10 protein-coding genes and 2 pseudogenes are annotated in these 15732 nt (G+C 54.6%); 5 read left to right on the plus strand and 7 right to left on the minus strand.

Annotated features, from left to right (window positions below; translation table 11 throughout):
- Positions 1–41: 41 nt before the first annotated feature.
- The gene (locus HALXA_RS17810) at positions 42–809 is read right to left on the minus strand and encodes an IclR family transcriptional regulator (RefSeq protein WP_013875641.1); all 768 of its coding nucleotides are present in this window, start codon (positions 807–809) and stop codon (positions 42–44) included.
- A 105-nt stretch (positions 810–914) separates the two neighbouring features.
- Between HALXA_RS17810 and HALXA_RS21130 the strand changes: the two are divergent.
- Together HALXA_RS21130 and HALXA_RS21135 are read left to right on the plus strand one after the other, a co-directional pair.
- A pseudogene (locus HALXA_RS21130) lies at positions 915–1550 on the plus strand (IS6 family transposase).
- Positions 1551–1660: 110 nt separating this feature from the next.
- Positions 1661–1807: pseudogene (locus HALXA_RS21135) on the plus strand (IS6 family transposase); the annotation flags it as partial.
- Between the two features lie 2444 nt (positions 1808–4251).
- On the opposite strand, the gene HALXA_RS17815 reads toward HALXA_RS21135, so the two are convergent.
- The 4 genes from HALXA_RS17815 to HALXA_RS17825 form a co-directional block, all read right to left on the minus strand.
- The gene (locus tag HALXA_RS17815) at positions 4252–4704 is read right to left on the minus strand and encodes an RDD family protein (RefSeq protein ID WP_049895501.1); all 453 of its coding nucleotides are present in this window, start codon (positions 4702–4704) and stop codon (positions 4252–4254) included.
- 87 nt (positions 4705–4791) lie between these two features.
- Positions 4792–5502, minus strand: a complete 711-nt coding sequence (locus HALXA_RS17820; RefSeq protein WP_013875644.1) for a hypothetical protein — start codon at positions 5500–5502, stop codon at positions 4792–4794.
- Positions 5503–5607: 105 nt separating this feature from the next.
- On the minus strand, positions 5608–6429 hold the full coding sequence (locus tag HALXA_RS21140) for an IS5-like element ISHxa2 family transposase (RefSeq protein WP_013875645.1): 822 nt from the start codon (positions 6427–6429) through the stop codon (positions 5608–5610).
- A 488-nt stretch (positions 6430–6917) separates the two neighbouring features.
- Positions 6918–7445 carry an HTH domain-containing protein gene (locus HALXA_RS17825; protein WP_013875646.1) on the minus strand — a complete coding sequence of 176 codons (528 nt, stop codon included), beginning with the start codon at positions 7443–7445 and terminating at the stop codon, positions 6918–6920.
- A gap of 261 nt (positions 7446–7706) precedes the next feature.
- Between HALXA_RS17825 and HALXA_RS17830 the strand changes: the two genes are divergently transcribed.
- From HALXA_RS17830 to hemH, 3 genes are all read left to right on the plus strand, one after another.
- Positions 7707–9029, plus strand: coding sequence for a 5'-deoxyadenosine deaminase (locus tag HALXA_RS17830; RefSeq protein WP_013875647.1), 1323 nt, complete (start codon positions 7707–7709; stop codon positions 9027–9029).
- A 662-nt stretch (positions 9030–9691) separates the two neighbouring features.
- The gene (gene hemG, locus HALXA_RS17835) at positions 9692–10963 is read left to right on the plus strand and encodes a protoporphyrinogen oxidase (protein ID WP_013875648.1); all 1272 of its coding nucleotides are present in this window, start codon (positions 9692–9694) and stop codon (positions 10961–10963) included.
- A gap of 116 nt (positions 10964–11079) precedes the next feature.
- Positions 11080–12153, plus strand: a complete 1074-nt coding sequence (gene hemH / locus HALXA_RS17840; protein ID WP_013875649.1) for a ferrochelatase — start codon at positions 11080–11082, stop codon at positions 12151–12153.
- A gap of 63 nt (positions 12154–12216) precedes the next feature.
- On the opposite strand, the gene hemE is transcribed toward hemH, so the two are convergent.
- Entirely contained in the window at positions 12217–13233 is a 1017-nt protein-coding gene (gene hemE / locus HALXA_RS17845) for a uroporphyrinogen decarboxylase (protein ID WP_013875650.1), read from the minus strand.
- Between the two features lie 2064 nt (positions 13234–15297).
- Positions 15298–15552, minus strand: coding sequence for a hypothetical protein (locus HALXA_RS22250; RefSeq protein ID WP_171814694.1), 255 nt, complete (start codon positions 15550–15552; stop codon positions 15298–15300).
- Between the last annotated feature and the right edge of the window lie 180 nt (positions 15553–15732).

The following is a 15732-nucleotide window of genomic DNA, read 5'->3' on the forward strand; positions in this document are numbered from 1 at the left end:
AACAGACAAGAAGATCTGGACAAAATTCGGAATAGAATTTTTCAAGAGAGGGCCAGTTCCAACTCGTACTCCTCAACGAGTTTCGTTAGTTCATCAACAATGTTTTGAACATACTCCTCATCAGTAACAATCCGTCTAGGGCCGGAAACACTGAATGCACCGACAACTTCTCCAGAAACATCGTTCGCAGCAACACCGATGGCATAGAGACCCTCAATGTTCTCGCCACGGTTAATCGCGTACCCTTGTTCCCGGACTTCTTCAAGTCCCTCGTATAGTTCCTCTCTATCTGTAATCGTATTCTCAGTTTCGCTAGGCATCCCCCATTTCTCCAGAATATTTTCAACCCTCCTGTTCGGCATCTCCGCAAGGATCGCTTTGCCAACCGCAGTATTGTGTAGATATAGTTGGTTTCCGAGCTGTTCGTGTTTCCACTCCGATCGATCGCCGGCCGCTGTGTGGATGAATACGCCACGACCACTCATCTCAGCGACGAAGATCGATCGATAGTTCACCCGGTCAAATAGTTGCTCTGTGTATTCTCGTGCTAGCACATAGCTGGATCTAGAGGTACGGACATAGTTGCCAAGTCGGAGTAGTTCCGGTCCTGGATAGTAGATGTCGCCTTCTTTCCTAACGAATTGCTTCTGGCGAAGTGTTTTGAGGTGGCCATGAACGGTACTCTTAGAGATATCTGTAGCATCGGCAAGTTCGCTTATCCGAGCACCATCGCGTTCTTCTAACGCTTTGAGCATCTCAATTGAAGTAGCGGTCGTTTGTAGAGGCGGTGCATTGGCATCTTGAGTCATGGGTCAAGATATGAGAAGTGTACTAATAATGTTCGTGATGCTGGAACTGACACTTTCTAGTTAGCGTAGTTTGAGAAGCAAGCAGGTCGGGGAATTGGTTTGGACATGTGGTTTGCAGACCTGCTCAGCGAGTCTTACGCGACAGATTTAGAGGTACCTTGGGAGCGTGACGGACGGCGACGCCCGTCAGGGTGTTCGCCGTCACCCTCCACGCGACCGATTGTTCCTCCGAGGGTCACAAGCGATTCTTCGCTTGATCGGCGTAGAACACTCTCGTCAAACAATCTGTCACTATTTACATCAGTTGGCTAATAGATTTCTAAACCCGCTGATGGCGAAGCCGTCACGGGTCGCCATTAATCAGACCACTATCATGATTAACGGGGACTAGTCTTGGGTATACAATGCAATAAACGTAGACTCTAGACTAATTCTCGATATCGCAATGTTCGGACAACGAGGCCTGACCCAGCCGCTGCGTTCCTGCATCAATTGACCGAGAAACAGGATCTCTCCGTTACCGTGTTTCTCGCCAATGACTATGGGTATCTGACTGCCCTCGCTCGATTAGGGTTACGCGGTCAGGTCGACTACGTTGATCGAAACCTGATTGAAACGTGGTTTCAAACCTTCAAAATGCAAGTTGACCGCTTCCACAACTCCTGGGTGGGCAGTTGAGCTAGCGTCAGGGGATGACTTGTATAGCCCGTACATTATTATAACACACAGCGACCGCACTAGTCACTCAACGTATAGAAGCCAGCGGAGGTGCTAAACTAGACAGTACAAATGGTGGCATCGTCTAGTTAGCGCAGTTTCAAGAGCGAGCATGTCGTGTAGTTGGTTTGAACATGCATCTCGCAGACCTGCTCAGCGGGCCTTACGCGACGGATTTAGAAGAATCTTGGGAGCGTGAGCGGACGGCAACGCCTGTCAGGGTGTTCGCCATCCGCCTCCACACGACTGGTTGTTCGCTTCGGGAGACACTAACGATTCTTCACTTTAGGGAGATCCGAGGGTCCGCCGTCTACCACGGTTTCTGTGTCGTCGGCATCCTCAACGGATGTGCCGGTTGATCTTCCCACTTCCTGGTGTTGCTTTTCGTAGTTGTTAGGTCCCTTCTCCTTGCGAGTCAACTCGTTTGAGGTCGTTCTTACGAACCCAAGACAGAAATCGCGATTTCTGAAATCGGGAGTTCTATTGTAAGGAGATACGACTAGGTGTATTGAGCAATTCGTTGATCGGGAAGTCGAACCGATCAACTCGTGGATACGTTACGAACCGGGCCTCAGTGTCGTTCGATCGTGAGTGGTCGTCGACCTTGACGGACCCCCCGACGTTGAACGCTTCCATTGGTTTATCTTAGCCGTTCGCCGCGACGATGTAATCCTCTCCTCGCTACGTACTCGCCAGATCCCCACTCGCCGCCGCTCGCGCGACCGCAGCAGTCTCGTGTCCTCGCCGAGTCCAGTTGGCCCCCACCACGTTGCTACTCGTTTGCCGGCCAACCTCCTTCGTTACTCGAGCGTTAACCAGACACCTCCGTCTCTCACTGCGATGTCTCTTCTCTCTCCCGTTTCACCAGCCGTCTCCCTCTGCTGCTACTCGTCCAGACGCACTTCGTCGCCGGCGTCTCCAGTCTCCCTTGCCTCGAGTCGATCTCGGTCCATCACTCGTGCGCTCCTCCAGGGTCCCTCAATTATTAACAATCTGGTATTCTCCTCTCTATCTGCTTCCTCTCTGATCCCTCTCTCCTCGCCTACCCCTCAGCTCCGCCTCGATCGTCCGCCACGCGACTACCCACTGAAACTTCATTCGCCCTGAACCCTAATTGTGTGAATTCGGCTGGTCGTATTAGACAGGAATATATTCCTGTATAGGTCCTATAGAGGAATACCGTGCTGTGCCTGAACGTATGAGCCTGATTTTCGACCCTGAATCTAATTACAGGTACCCCGAATCGTGCCGCCGTACGGTGATTAGATAATGTATAGATTGAAAAATATAAGTTAATAGGGGTGCGTGCTATTCGACTCCCGTCTGGTAATTAAGAGTGTTCTGGGCTGGTGGTCTGAGTGTAATTACAGACCCTCCAAATCATACTACCATATGGTAATTACAGGTGTCATTACAGATTACAGCTATCGTACTCCAGTCTTGTAATTAGCCGCTCAACGGCTCCTGCTGGCAACAGGATATAGCGGTAATAACAAACTGGTCAAATCGCGTCGCCATCTTGTGATTAGTGTTATAATTAGAGGCGGGTTCGAATCGAACGCCTTCTTGTAATTACGCTGTTTTGGAGATCTGTGGTCCCCGCTCTTTCTATGTAATTAGAGGAGGCCAGAATTAGGGGACGCCCCGTATTTAGTGGCCTAAGTGCGTACACCGCTAAATCCACTGCCGTCTTGTAATTAGAGATTTCGCACACTCTATATAGAGTAAAAAACCTGATATGAAATGGTATAGATGGCACAATTCAAGAACTGACCAAGGTCTAACGAGGGTTCAGTCCTCTCCTCACGGCAGAGATCGTGCTGCGATTTAGCGTCCCCTCGTGTGGCCGATTTGTGTTAGCAAGTACAGTACATCGCGAGGGTTCTGCGAAAGATACGCGAAGATTCTGCAAGAGTTCTGCGAAGATGCCGCGATAGGAGGGGTCCGGCTATTCGGGTTAGGCGAGAAGCTGATCGGGGCTGTGGTACTTACTGCCCGGTGGCTATCGGCACCTGACGATACGGCTCGATCGGAAAGATAGTGTTCTGCGGAATTTCGCAGTAGTTGGTGAGAACGCCGTTTGAGTAGAGGATGATGGAACTGCGTCTACTGTTGAACGGTTATGTTCAGGTTTCGTCTCCGTCAGCTTCCTCGTCTGCTTCATCGTGTGAAACTGGCGCGACTTTCCGTCTTGGTCAAGGTCGATCATGGGTCTGCCAGAATCCTGTTCGCTTCCGATGTCCTCATTCCATTCTGGCAAGTACTGAATCGTCTGTTCGGTCTTGTGCGGTTGTCTTTGAGGAACCCCCTCGCGGAGATTGTGCCCCTATGTCCTCCAGTGGAGCGAGTAGACGTTCGTGTGGTCGTAGTCCTTTTTGAGAGGAATGATGGCAATCTCGTTGATGTCCTCGTTGTACGCGAGGATGACTGTCTTCTTCCCGTTGAGGTACTGTTTCGAGACGGTGGGCTCTGTTGAAATTCTCAGAAGATGATATCTTCTGGCTTGGTTCGTTCAATACGAAGCATAGATTGCTCAGTACTGAGCGGTTCGTGAGTCCCCTGCACTGACCAATCAAGAGAGTAGCTGAACAATATTCGAGTTAAGAACCATTCTAGACTAATGAAATGAGCGGGAGTTAGTGAACTCGTCGGTGAGTATTCGCTACGTACAGGCGACGCAGTGTGTACGATAGGTATTTGATCGAGCAGAAAGGATCCGCTCAAATCACTGCTGCTTGACGACGACTGTGTCTGCAATGAGGTCGCCGACTCGTTGGTTATCATCCGTAAGCAGTATCAACACCATTGCGACGAGGTTCAACGTCGGGAATGCGTCAACGATCCACAACAGGTTCCGTAGGACTGACGCCCCGATTGTACAGTTTGAGCCGTCGGACTTGATAACGACCAGTCCAAGCAGATATTTTCCCGGCGTGTAGCCGTACAGTCCCTCAAGTAGAAACCCGTAAACCAATGTTGCGACCAGTCCCGCGAACGCCAGCACGAGGAACCCGATGTCGCCGAGGGGCGTCCCGGCGAGTATAACGACAACCCAGATTAGCGCCATGAGTATTGAGTCGATAAAGTATGCCCCCACTCGGTGCCAGATTACCCCCCGTTCGTCCCTCGTTGTGGTTTCGGATGCTTTTCCACAACTCACTCCTGTTCCCTGACACATCTTAATGGTTGATGGTATTCTCGGGGGCGGAAAAATGGAACTGTCCGGCTCTGTTAGAATACTCAGAGAGTTACACTTATGTCTACCTTATTTGACACTAAAATCGTCTGTCTGAGGGTCTAAACTCCCCATCCACGCCCTGATCGCCCCCATCGGAACTAAATAGAGCAACCACACGGCCCGTGAATCCAGATCGGTACCCGTCCCGATAATCACAAAGCTGACGGGAGCAACCACAAAGACCAACATCAGAAACAACTCAAAGACGGGTCTGAACGCGAAGGCTAACGCGTCTGCCGGTGATTTGTCTTGATATGACCGGTTGACGATGAAATAGCGCCAGACGCGCGCTAGCTGAAAGAAAACAGTGCCAGCAATTGCGAGCCCAACTGAGAGGGAAAGTCCTGAATCCAAATCATAACCGGGAACGACAGGTCTCATGATTATTGCAAGAATGAAAGCTGAGATAATCGCCTTTCGCAAAACGTATTTGATATTCCGCCAGTATACCGGCGGTATTAGAGCAATCGGTTGAATTGGAGTGGGCTCTTCATCCCAAGAATCCCCATCGAGATCATCCACGGACTGTGGCGTGAACAACGCGACAGAAAAGAACAGGAGGTTGATGATCGCTATCTCGATGAGATAGATGACAGCGATTTCAACGAGACTCCACTCAAATACAACCACTCCAAGAATAAGTGCAGAGTTCAGAATACACGCAAAAACGAAATCGCGGGACTCTCTGAGCATTTCGGGTATTGTTTTGCTACCCTCTATTTGACTACTCTTTCCCATCTATCTACACATTTCTTCGGTAGCGTTTATTTAGCTCTGTTGAACCCTTCTCCTTCAGATACAACAAGATATGACCTCCTGTGGCTAATATAATGTATAGACCGCTCAGAGCGACCGGTCGAGATTATGAACGAGACAGACGATGGTGAGTTCACGGAACTGTTTCCACCAGCGTCGTGATCGGACGAACGCACCGTACTTTCGTTTGAGCGTCGAGTTGACTGTCTCAGATTGACTCCGTTGCCCGTAGAGATCAGCGTTTAAGCGTGCGTTCCATGCTCGGTGGAGTGACGTGAACTCACGATGCTTAATCAGTGGCCGAACCTCGTGTTGCCGAGCAAGTCGCCTGATTTTCTGGTCGTCGTAGCCCTTGTCACCGAGCAGAATGTCAATATCTTCGGGGTTGCGCTTGATCAACGACGGAGCAATCTGGCTATCATGTTTTCGAGTCGTCGTCACGTGTAAATCGAGAATCGTATTTACTTTCGCATCGACCAGCAACGTCACCTTGAACTGCTGAATCGTGAGTTCGGCGCGTTTCGTGTAGTGTTTCGAAGCGTGACTACGGTCGAATCCCGACGCATCAACACCAACAACTCCGCTCGTCGGAAGTAGCGTCGCTGAGAGAGTCAATATAACACGCCATACAGCCATATCAAGCCGGTTGAATGCCTTACAAAGCGTTGATGGCGTAGGAAGCTCGGCTAGCCCGAGAACACGACGGATACGTGGCATCTCGATCAATTCGTCAAGCAAACCACGATAGGTCGTGTTCTTCCGAACTTTGAGACATAGCAGAACAACGTGCTGCGGGAGTGTATAGCGGTGTTTAGAGAACTTCGAAGAGTATCGAGAGACGGCTCGGCGTGCCAGATGGATCGCCTTCTCAGTAAAACGGAGAATCTGCGACTTCGGGAGGGCCTTCATCTCGTGAAATTACACGGCGAACATATAACTCTCTGAGGATTTCAACAGAGCCAGACGGTGGAGTTCGGCGTGAGTTGTCCATTTTCACGAATCGAGGTGAACTCTGGACCGTGGAAGACACCGAAGTCTTCGTCTGAAAGCGAGTCAGCGATTTCATTGATGAGTACGCAGGTGTTATGCCGCTGTACCCGCGTAGTTGCTGTAACACCCTCGCCTCTATCCCTACCCACAATTACGATCTTATGTTCCTTTCCCGTCGCCCCACGAACCCTACTATCACTCTGCGAAGGTTTTCTCCGGTTCGTCTCGATCCCGTCGCCCCCTGTCTACTGTTGCCGCCGCCCACTGCCGTTCGTCTCTCGTCTTATCCGAGCTATCGCATTCTCCGTCCGGTATTGGGCACTGTTTCACGAAATCGAAACCGGTGTGAGAACTTCAATCGTCGCGGCTTTGCTAATCGAGTCAGCGACTGCTGTTCAGAGAGGACATCAATCGTCGTCTCGCAACGGCGCCTCGAGTTTTGCGATGTCGATGATTACCTTGTTCATCGAGTCGTCGACAGCGACGACGACGCCAGCGAGTACGAGACTTGAGACAGGCGTCGGCCCGATGACAATCTCGTCGCCCTCTGAGAGATCCCGAAGCGACTGCTGAAAGCGAACGCGAGCGCGACACGACTCCGGATGGTGGACGTTCGTGAACTCGATTTCGTCGACGGTGGCATCGATGCGGTCGAAGTTTCGCGCGAGAACGACTGTCTCGGCATCGTCGAGTTGATCACGGTCGAGGGCCTTGTACGCGCTGGCGGTTGGCTTGTATCCGCCCTTCGGTCCGGGAATCCCTTCGACAAGACCGAGCGATGTAAGCGCCTGCATTTGATTGCGAAGCGTGCCGGCGTCTCGGTCGAGTGTGGTCGCGAGCTGTTTGGCCGTGACTGGCGAATCTGCCCCCTGGAATTCGTTGATGAGCGTCATGAGGGTCTTCCGCTGACGACTTGTAAGATCGATTTGATTCATACGGATCTTCGTCTGTTCTCAAGGAGCGTGTTTATCTATTAAAGACTTAGGGTGACAAACAGACATGGTATATGAATCACAGTGAACAATCGTAAGCATAGTTAATGCAGAATCAATCGTGATCGGGACCGTCTGTCAGGGTTCTTTCAGACGATTCCAGTGAGTGAGACTTGTTTCCCGGTACTACTCGTTCCGAATGCACCGACAATTCGATTCGTCCAATCAGAACCGTTTTGGTCCTGTACTAGATACTTGCGTGGGATGCTACTCTCCGGAACGGTTATCGCTGATTCGACGACGATCCTCGACGACGGTGCAGTCGTCGTCGACGGATCACAGATCGAAGCCGTCGGACGACGCGACGACCTCCGCGACCGCTATCCGGATCGCGAGGAGCGAACGTACGATATACTCGCACCAGGGCTGGTCGGCGGCCACCTTCATTCCGTCCAGAGTCTCGGCCGCGGTATCGCCGACGACTCGGAACTACTCGAGTGGCTGTTCCAGTACGTCCTCCCGATGGAAGCGTCGCTCTCGTCTGAGGAGATGGAAATCGCGGCGAAACTGGGCTATCTCGAGATGATCGAGAGCGGGACGACGACGTGTATCGATCACCTCTCGGTCAATCACGCCGATCGTGCCTTCGAAGCGGCCGGCGAGATCGGGATTCGCGGCGTGCTCGGCAAGGTACTGATGGACCAGCGCTCGCCGACGGGGCTACTCGAGGATACCGACGAGGGGCTGGCCGAGAGCAAACGGCTTATCGAGCAGTATCATGGGGCATTCGACGATCGTATTCGGTACGCAGTGACGCCACGATTCGCCGTTTCCTGCAGCGAGGCGTGTCTGCGCGGTGCTCGGGACCTCGCCGATTCCTACGAGGGTGTCCGCATTCACACCCACGCTAGCGAAAACCGCGATGAGATCGAAACTGTCGAGGAAGACACCGGGATGCGGAACATCCATTGGCTCGACGAGGTCGGACTTACTGGCGACGATGTCGTCCTCGCTCACTGCGTCTGGACATCCGAGAGCGAACGTGAACTACTCGCTGAGACGGGAACCCACGTTACGTACTGCCCGTCTTCGAACATGAAACTCGCAAGCGGGATCGCACCCATCACCGACTACCTCGAGCGCGGCATCAACGTCGCCATCGGCAACGACGGTCCGCCGTGTAACAACACGCTCGATCCGTTCACCGAGATGCGACAGGGGAGCCTCCTGCAGAAGGTCGACGAACTGGATCCGGTCGCCGCGTCGGCCGAGACGCTATTCGAGATGGCAACGGTAAACGGCGCGAAAGCCGCTGGCTTCGACCGCCTCGGCGCGCTCCGAGAAGGGTGGCGTGCCGACATCATCGGTCTGGACACCGATCTAACTCGGGCGACGCCGCTCCACGATCCGCTCTCGCATCTCGTCTTCGGCGCCCACGGGGACGACGTAGTCTTCACGATGGTCGACGGTGAGATACTCCTTGAGGACGGCGAGGTCCTCACTGTTGATGCCGACGAGATTCGAACCCAGGCGTCGGAGATAGACCTCGCGCTCGAGGAGTACCGCGATCAGGTGACCGAAGCGTAGTCCTCTGACAACGAATCGAACAGATTAGGATCTATCACAGCTCGCTGGTTACCATCGTCCTTTCGAATGTGCCGTCTCGTTTCAGGCCCCCTCTCGAACACAACCGACAGGCATCACGAGAATGTCAGATGAATGGCTAAATGTGGATATCCACTTTGGGTCACTTGTATCATAATAAACACCATCTAAGACTTATGATGTAACGGAGTATTATAAATATAGAATAGTAGGTATATACTGTGTCGTTTGGTAAGTGAGTCGAAGTCAGCGACGTAATTCTGGCACTGAATTTGAAATCGCCGCAGAATAATTCTACTTCGCTATTGAATCCAATTTCATATCGCTCCGGTGGCTTGTGCCGCCAGGGTACCTGTCTTCCAATCTAACTAGTACCTGACTAGAGTAAAAGTAAGAATAACGATAGATATATAGATCAATCCGAGGAACAACAAGTATTGAAGCTAGATATAGCAACTCGAAAACTATAGACGAGTACGATTCCGACTCGAGTAGAGCACGAGGATCGGTCTCAAGAGTCATTCCCGACAACGGAACCGTTATACCGTCGAATTGGCAATGCTACGCAAACGAATGTGTGTACGAGGTCGCGTCGCTGGTTTCCGCACTGGAACGGATCGAAGCCGGTCGGTCGGTGATCAGGGATGAAAGTCGGAGTCATCGGGGCCGGTATGTCTGGCTTGACGGTCGTCCATGCACTTGCGGACCGAAACGTGGATGTTGCCGCGTTCGAAGCGAGGGACGAGCCAGGGGGGGTTATGCGGAGCCGCCACATCGACGGCCGGGTCGTTGAACTGGGACCTCAGCGGCTTCGACTCACCCCCGGTATCGAATCGCTGGTCGACGAACTCGGCCTCCGTGACCAGCTTCGCAAGGGTGATGACGATCAACCGCTGTACATCTACTACGACGGAAAGCTCCGCGTCGTTCCACTCTCGGTCCAAGAGGCACTCACAACTGATCTGCTGAGTCCCTTAGGCAAACTTCGAATCCTCAAGGAACCGCTCACCGACTCGGCCCGTCCCGGCGAGACGGTTGATGAATTCCTCGTCCGAAAGTTCGGACGGCAGGCCGCCCGGCGCTACTTCGGCCCGCTGTACAGCGGGCTGTACGGGACGGATCCACAGGACATGCTGGTGGAGTACTCGCTCGCTCGGGCGATCGAGAACGCCGGTATTGACGGCAGTATCCTCCTGTGGATTATTCGACGCCTTTTCTCTGGACGGGAAACGCCGCCGATCTGTACATTCGACGCCGGCCTCGGCGAACTCCCGACGCGACTATACGAGGAACACGCCGATTCGATCTCGCTCGAGACTCCCGTCACGGAGATCCGGGACCGCGACGACGGGTTTGAACTCGTGACGGACGACGGCAGCGAGATCGTCGACGACGTCGTCGTCACGACGCCTTCAGAGACGGCCGCAGACCTGCTCGAACCGGTGGATTCGGAGCTTTCGGAGACGCTGCGGCGGTTCAACTACAATCCTATCGGTGTCGTCTTCCTCGAGTCGGATTTCGATGGCGACGGTATCGGATCGCTGGTGCCAACGACGGAGGACGTTCCGATCAGCGGCCTGACGTGGAACGCGAGCTTCCTCGATCGGGACGGCGTGTTCACCTGTTACGTCGACCCGGGCCGCTATCCCGAGATGCCTGACAGCACCGACGAGGAGCTGGGATCGGTCGCGGCACAGGCGTTCGAGCGGATCACCGGCGCATCGGCAACGCCGATTCACGTCCACCGCTGGAATCCGGGGATGCCCGCGTACGATCGGTCGTGGACCGTGATGGAGGATCTCGAGCCACCATCGGGGATCCACCTCTGTTCGAACTACGTCGGCCGGCCGGGAATCCTGGGTCGTCTCCGAAACGGCAAACGACTCGCCGGCGAACTCGCCGACAAGGCCGACTAGAGCCGGGCTCGCTCAGCCGCCGTAACACACCGTAACGACGCCGAATTCTGCCGGCAACACTGTCCTCTACTGCCAAATTCGAAGTATCTATACCGGTCGCGTCCTAACGATCGCCTATGCAGACAGGGATAGTCCTGTTGAACTTCGGAGAACCGTCGACGCCGGATCGGGACGTGGTGCTCGACTACCTCACGCGGATCTTCTACGACAACGCTTCCCTCGAGGAGGCCGACTCCGAGGAGGCTGCGTGGGAACGCTCACGGGAATTGGCCCAGCGACGCTTGCCCGGTCTGATGGAAGAGTACGAGGAGATCGGCGGCTCGCCGCTGCAGGAGCAAGCGGACGCACAGGCCGAGGCCCTCGCGGCCGAACTCGCCGACCGCGGCCACGATGACGACGTCGAAGTCTACCGCGCAATGCAGTTCATGGAGCCGCTGATCCCCGACGTCGCCGAAGAATTAGCCGACGACGGGGTCGACTCGGTCGTTGCCGTACCGATCTACCCGCTGTGTGGCCCCTCGACGACGGTTTCGTCGATCAATTCGCTCGAGTCGGCGATCGACGAGATCGAGGGCTACGACCCGGATGTCGCCTCGCTCACCGGCTGGCACCGGTCGCCGGCCTACAACCGCATCAGGGCCGACTCGATCGCGGAGTTCGCCGACGACGAAGGGGTCGATCTGACCGATTCCGACACCGCGTTCGTCTTCTCCGCGCACGGCACGCCGACGAAGTACCTCGAGGAGGGCAGCCGGTACGACCAGTACGTCGAGGAACACGCCGAGGCGCTCGCGCGGATGATCGGCATCGACGACTACGAGATCGGCTACCAGAACCACGAGAACCGCGACATCTCCTGGACCGAACCGGAGACCGAGGAGGTCGTCGAGGAGATCGGGCGCAACGACGAGGCCGACCGCGTCGTCGTCGAACCGATGAGCTTCATGCACGAGCAGTCCGAGACGCTCGTCGAACTCGACATCGACCTCCGCGAGGACGCCGAGGAGGTCGGCCTCGACCTCCACCGGGTGCCGGTTCCCCACGACGATCTGCGCTTCCCGGAACTGCTCTCCGATCTGGTCGAGCCGTTCCTGTCGGGCTTCGAGCCGTCGTACTACAACCTCCGGCAGTGCCAGTGTCGCGACGAGCCCGGGACGTACTGCATGAACGCCGGCCTCCAGCCGCAGTAAGCTGGAAGGCGTTTCGGCAACTCAGGATCCCGGTTTGAACTCGTATCTCGAGACGGACCCGCGTTACGCGTCGTCCGCGTTTTTCGCCGCCTCGAAGAACGCCTCGACGTTCTCGACCGGCGTGTTCCGATCGACGCCGTGGCCGAGGTTGAGAATGTGACCGCCGTCGCCGGCTTCGGCGATGACGTTCCGCGTGCGCTCTCGGACGGTGTCCGGCTCTCCGTACAGTAGCGCCGGATCGAGGTTCCCCTGGATTGCGACGCCCTCGTCCGCGAGTTCCTTGCGAGCCTCCCCGATATCGACCGTCCAGTCGAGTGCGACCACGTCGGCCCCGCTCTCGGCTAACAGCTCGAGGTTGCCGCTCACGTTCCGGACGAACACGATCGTCGGGACGTCGACGGCCTCGAGGATTTCCCGGTGAAGCGGCAGGAGAAACTCTCGGTAGTCCGACGGCGAGAGCAGCCCGGCGTAGGTGTCGAACAGCTGGATCGCATCCGCGCCGGACTCCTCTTGGTAGGTGACGTACTCCACGAGGACGTCGGTAAACGCCCGGAGCAGTCGCTCGAATGCTTCGGGGTGTTCCGCGCGAAGCCGACGGATCTCCATGAACGATCGCGACGAGACGCCCTCGCAGACGTACGCGCCGAGCGTGAAGGGTCCACCCGCGAAGCCGAGCACCGCGGCCTGCTCGCCGAGTTCCGCCGTCAGGCGCTCGAGGAGGGCGCCGACGTAGTCGAGTTCCTCGCGGACGTCGCCGCGCTCGCGCTCGGTGTCGGCCGGCGATTCGACCGGATTCTCGACGACCGGGCCGACGCCAGACTCGAGGTGATAGGAGAATCCGAGCGGTTCGAGGACCGTGAGAATATCCGAGTACATGACGACGCCGTCGGGCCGAAATCGTTCCCAGGGCTGCAGCGAAATTTCGGCGGCGACCTCGGGCGTCGAAATCGCCTCGAGAAACGAGTAGTCCTCCCGGAGCTCCCGGTACTCGGGGAGATACCGCCCTGCCTGGCGCATCATCCACACCGGCGGGCGGTCGGTTGGTTCGCCCCGGGCCGCGTCGATGAACAGTTGTTTCATAGTCCTCGGTTAGGAGGGAAGGTGCCTAATTGTTGTGAAACGCGGCGAAACCGTACGATCGATGGTTACGAGCAGCGATACGCCGAGGATAACCGCCGTCGTCGATCCGAATCGATCGTACCGGGTGTCGACGGCTACGATGTTCGAGACAGGAACACGTACCGCAGTCGGTTCGCTCAAAATTCACAGTCGTTGTCGATCGTCTCGGCGACGGTGTGATCCGGACGAAGTTCATCGTAGCTTCCTTTGCGCCACCGAGTCGAGACGAACGCATCGTTCTCGTCCTCAATGCTGACGAGTAGACCTGTCTTGTAGCGTCTCAGTTCGGAGCACTGCCTTCCTCGCGCTCCGAAGCGTCGTGCCAGTCATCCTAAGCGGCGGTGCGGAAATCGCAGCACGAGTTCCGTCACTCGTCGATTTCGGGCGGTTCGTCTATTCAGTTGCACCGCTCTTTCACACAATCCTATCCAGAACCAACGATATTTCGAGTTCCGATCGTTTCCGGTCGATCGGTTTGACCCGAGGATTAATAACCCCTATTTCCGTCTGAGTCGGTACGAGAAGCGGCTGTGGTCCCACGGTACTCCTCAGCGACCGTACGGGAACAGAGACACGTTCGACGCGCCTAGGGACCATCGGCGGAGCCAATTTGAAGAGTCTGCCAGATCAGTTGTACGTATCTTGTCGTAGATCCGCAATCGCTGTGATTCCAAGCCATCAAGAGTCACTAACAATATATTTCACCATCACTGCGGCGGAACTGTTCCCTCATTCGTTCATTGACTGAATAATGTTACAAGCATACGACTGTAATAATCGAGCAACACCGACCGAGGGTCGTACTGTCATATAACAATAAATGGGTACGTTGAACCACAACTCCGTTATTACTCATCGCCCAATATCATATGAAACACGCATACTAACTAATATAATTTCGATTATCAGTATCTAGCTTGTTTCTTCTGCGTCTTGTAACTAAGATCGTCTCAGCAGCGGATGCGGTGGCTTGGAGATTTCTATTGAACCGATCCAGTGCATTTCCCTTTGAAACGTGGTTCTGGTTCCGGTCGGCGAGCAATTCTTGATTTCGTTTACGTATTCATTTTATCCGCTCATACGGCAGTTTTCGGCTAACATAGACAGTTATTTCTTCGCACTATTCCTACGCAAGTATTGACCGAGTATGTCTCCGAACATACTTGCAGATCTGTATCAATCCAATAATGAATGTGTAAATTACCATTCCCACGAGAAGCCCCCAGCCGATGAGTATTTTTCTGAGCATCGCAGGCTATTTTTAAGCTGGTGCAATATCCGTTATGGCTAACTCACGGTTTTCACTGCGGTAGGGCATACACTGAGGAGAGCAGCGGTGAAAACCAATATTTGTTACGAACCGATCGATAGAAAGAGGTAGTGAGAATCCCAGGTATACTACCTGGCGGAGTCGCCATCCTCTGGGGGTAGACGTGGTGGTGTGCCAACTGAGGGATTTCTACCGTCCGTGGCGAGGTAACCGGTTTCGGCGTCATCGAATCTCTCAAGAGCAGCGACTCATTCAACCTCGCCGATCGGACGATTATCACGTATCGAAATAACTCTGTTGGAAGTGACCGTTCTTTCTCAGGAACGCGGACAGTAGTATCATTGTACGAAATTGGCAATGGTGGACGGATCTCTCGAGTATACTAACCCACTCCAGAAGGCACCTCCCAGGCGGTGTTCGGGGAGTCGCAGTCGATTTGTTGGAGAAATGAAATGCCGGTCGATGACCGGCGGGACCGCCATCCGGGGGAAGTGGATTGCGGTTTTAGAGACGTCCCTAGCGAGGGTGGGTCGTGCCGAACGCCACGGCAGGTTCCCGGCCTCGCCGATGTGGTATTCACTGTCTGTTGCAATAAATTCAGTTATTATCTCTCATACCAAAACGACTTATGGCTGTTGTGGGTATCGTGATCGTTAGGGAAGGCAGTATCGTTCGAAAAGCTCGTCGCTCGTCTCAGTATACGCGATCGATTCGTTCTCCTGTTTCTCTCGATGCTGTACTCGGAACGAACCGTATCACATATCGTTACTGCTGGGAACGCCTCGGAAAGTGACGTCGATCGCCCGAGGATGGATTCCGTCGATCGTATCGCATGTCGTGAGTGCAGCGACGATTTCGTCATGGACGGTGAGCGGATCCGTCGTGACTGCAGCGGCGAGGTCAGCGTCAAAGCGATACAATGCCGTCCAGTCAATCGTCAACTCTCCGCTCGTCGAGGTTTGCTCGAGATCAGCGTGAGTTGCGAGGAACGACTCGAGATCGCTAGTCATCTGTGTAGTTTCTGCGATGGACCGCATGGTAACGTGTGCAATTTCGGGTTGAGCTGGGATTCGGGTTTCTCTCGGTATCGCTGCGGACCAACGGTTCATGGGCAGTCGATTTCGATCCTTTCATCGTCCTGTTTTAACGGTCGTCTGCCGCTGATCGAGACAGTAGTTTCGAGGCAATCG

This window comes from Halopiger xanaduensis SH-6, from assembly GCF_000217715.1.
Taxonomy (GTDB): Archaea; Halobacteriota; Halobacteria; order Halobacteriales; family Natrialbaceae; genus Halopiger; species Halopiger xanaduensis.

Coding starts and splice junctions, on each gene's coding strand:
- HALXA_RS17815 (WP_049895501.1), bottom strand. CDS start 4,704: ATGTGTCAGGGAACAGGAGTGAGTTGTGGAAAAGCATCCGAAACCACA.
- HALXA_RS17810 (WP_013875641.1), bottom strand. CDS start 809: ATGACTCAAGATGCCAATGCACCGCCTCTACAAACGACCGCTACTTCA.
- HALXA_RS17820 (WP_013875644.1), bottom strand. CDS start 5,502: ATGGGAAAGAGTAGTCAAATAGAGGGTAGCAAAACAATACCCGAAATG.
- HALXA_RS17825 (WP_013875646.1), bottom strand. CDS start 7,445: ATGAATCAAATCGATCTTACAAGTCGTCAGCGGAAGACCCTCATGACG.
- HALXA_RS21140 (WP_013875645.1), bottom strand. CDS start 6,429: ATGAAGGCCCTCCCGAAGTCGCAGATTCTCCGTTTTACTGAGAAGGCG.
- hemH (WP_013875649.1), top strand. CDS start 11,080: ATGCAGACAGGGATAGTCCTGTTGAACTTCGGAGAACCGTCGACGCCG.
- HALXA_RS22250 (WP_171814694.1), bottom strand. CDS start 15,552: ATGACTAGCGATCTCGAGTCGTTCCTCGCAACTCACGCTGATCTCGAG.
- HALXA_RS17830 (WP_013875647.1), top strand. CDS start 7,707: ATGCTACTCTCCGGAACGGTTATCGCTGATTCGACGACGATCCTCGAC.
- hemE (WP_013875650.1), bottom strand. CDS start 13,233: ATGAAACAACTGTTCATCGACGCGGCCCGGGGCGAACCAACCGACCGC.
- hemG (WP_013875648.1), top strand. CDS start 9,692: ATGAAAGTCGGAGTCATCGGGGCCGGTATGTCTGGCTTGACGGTCGTC.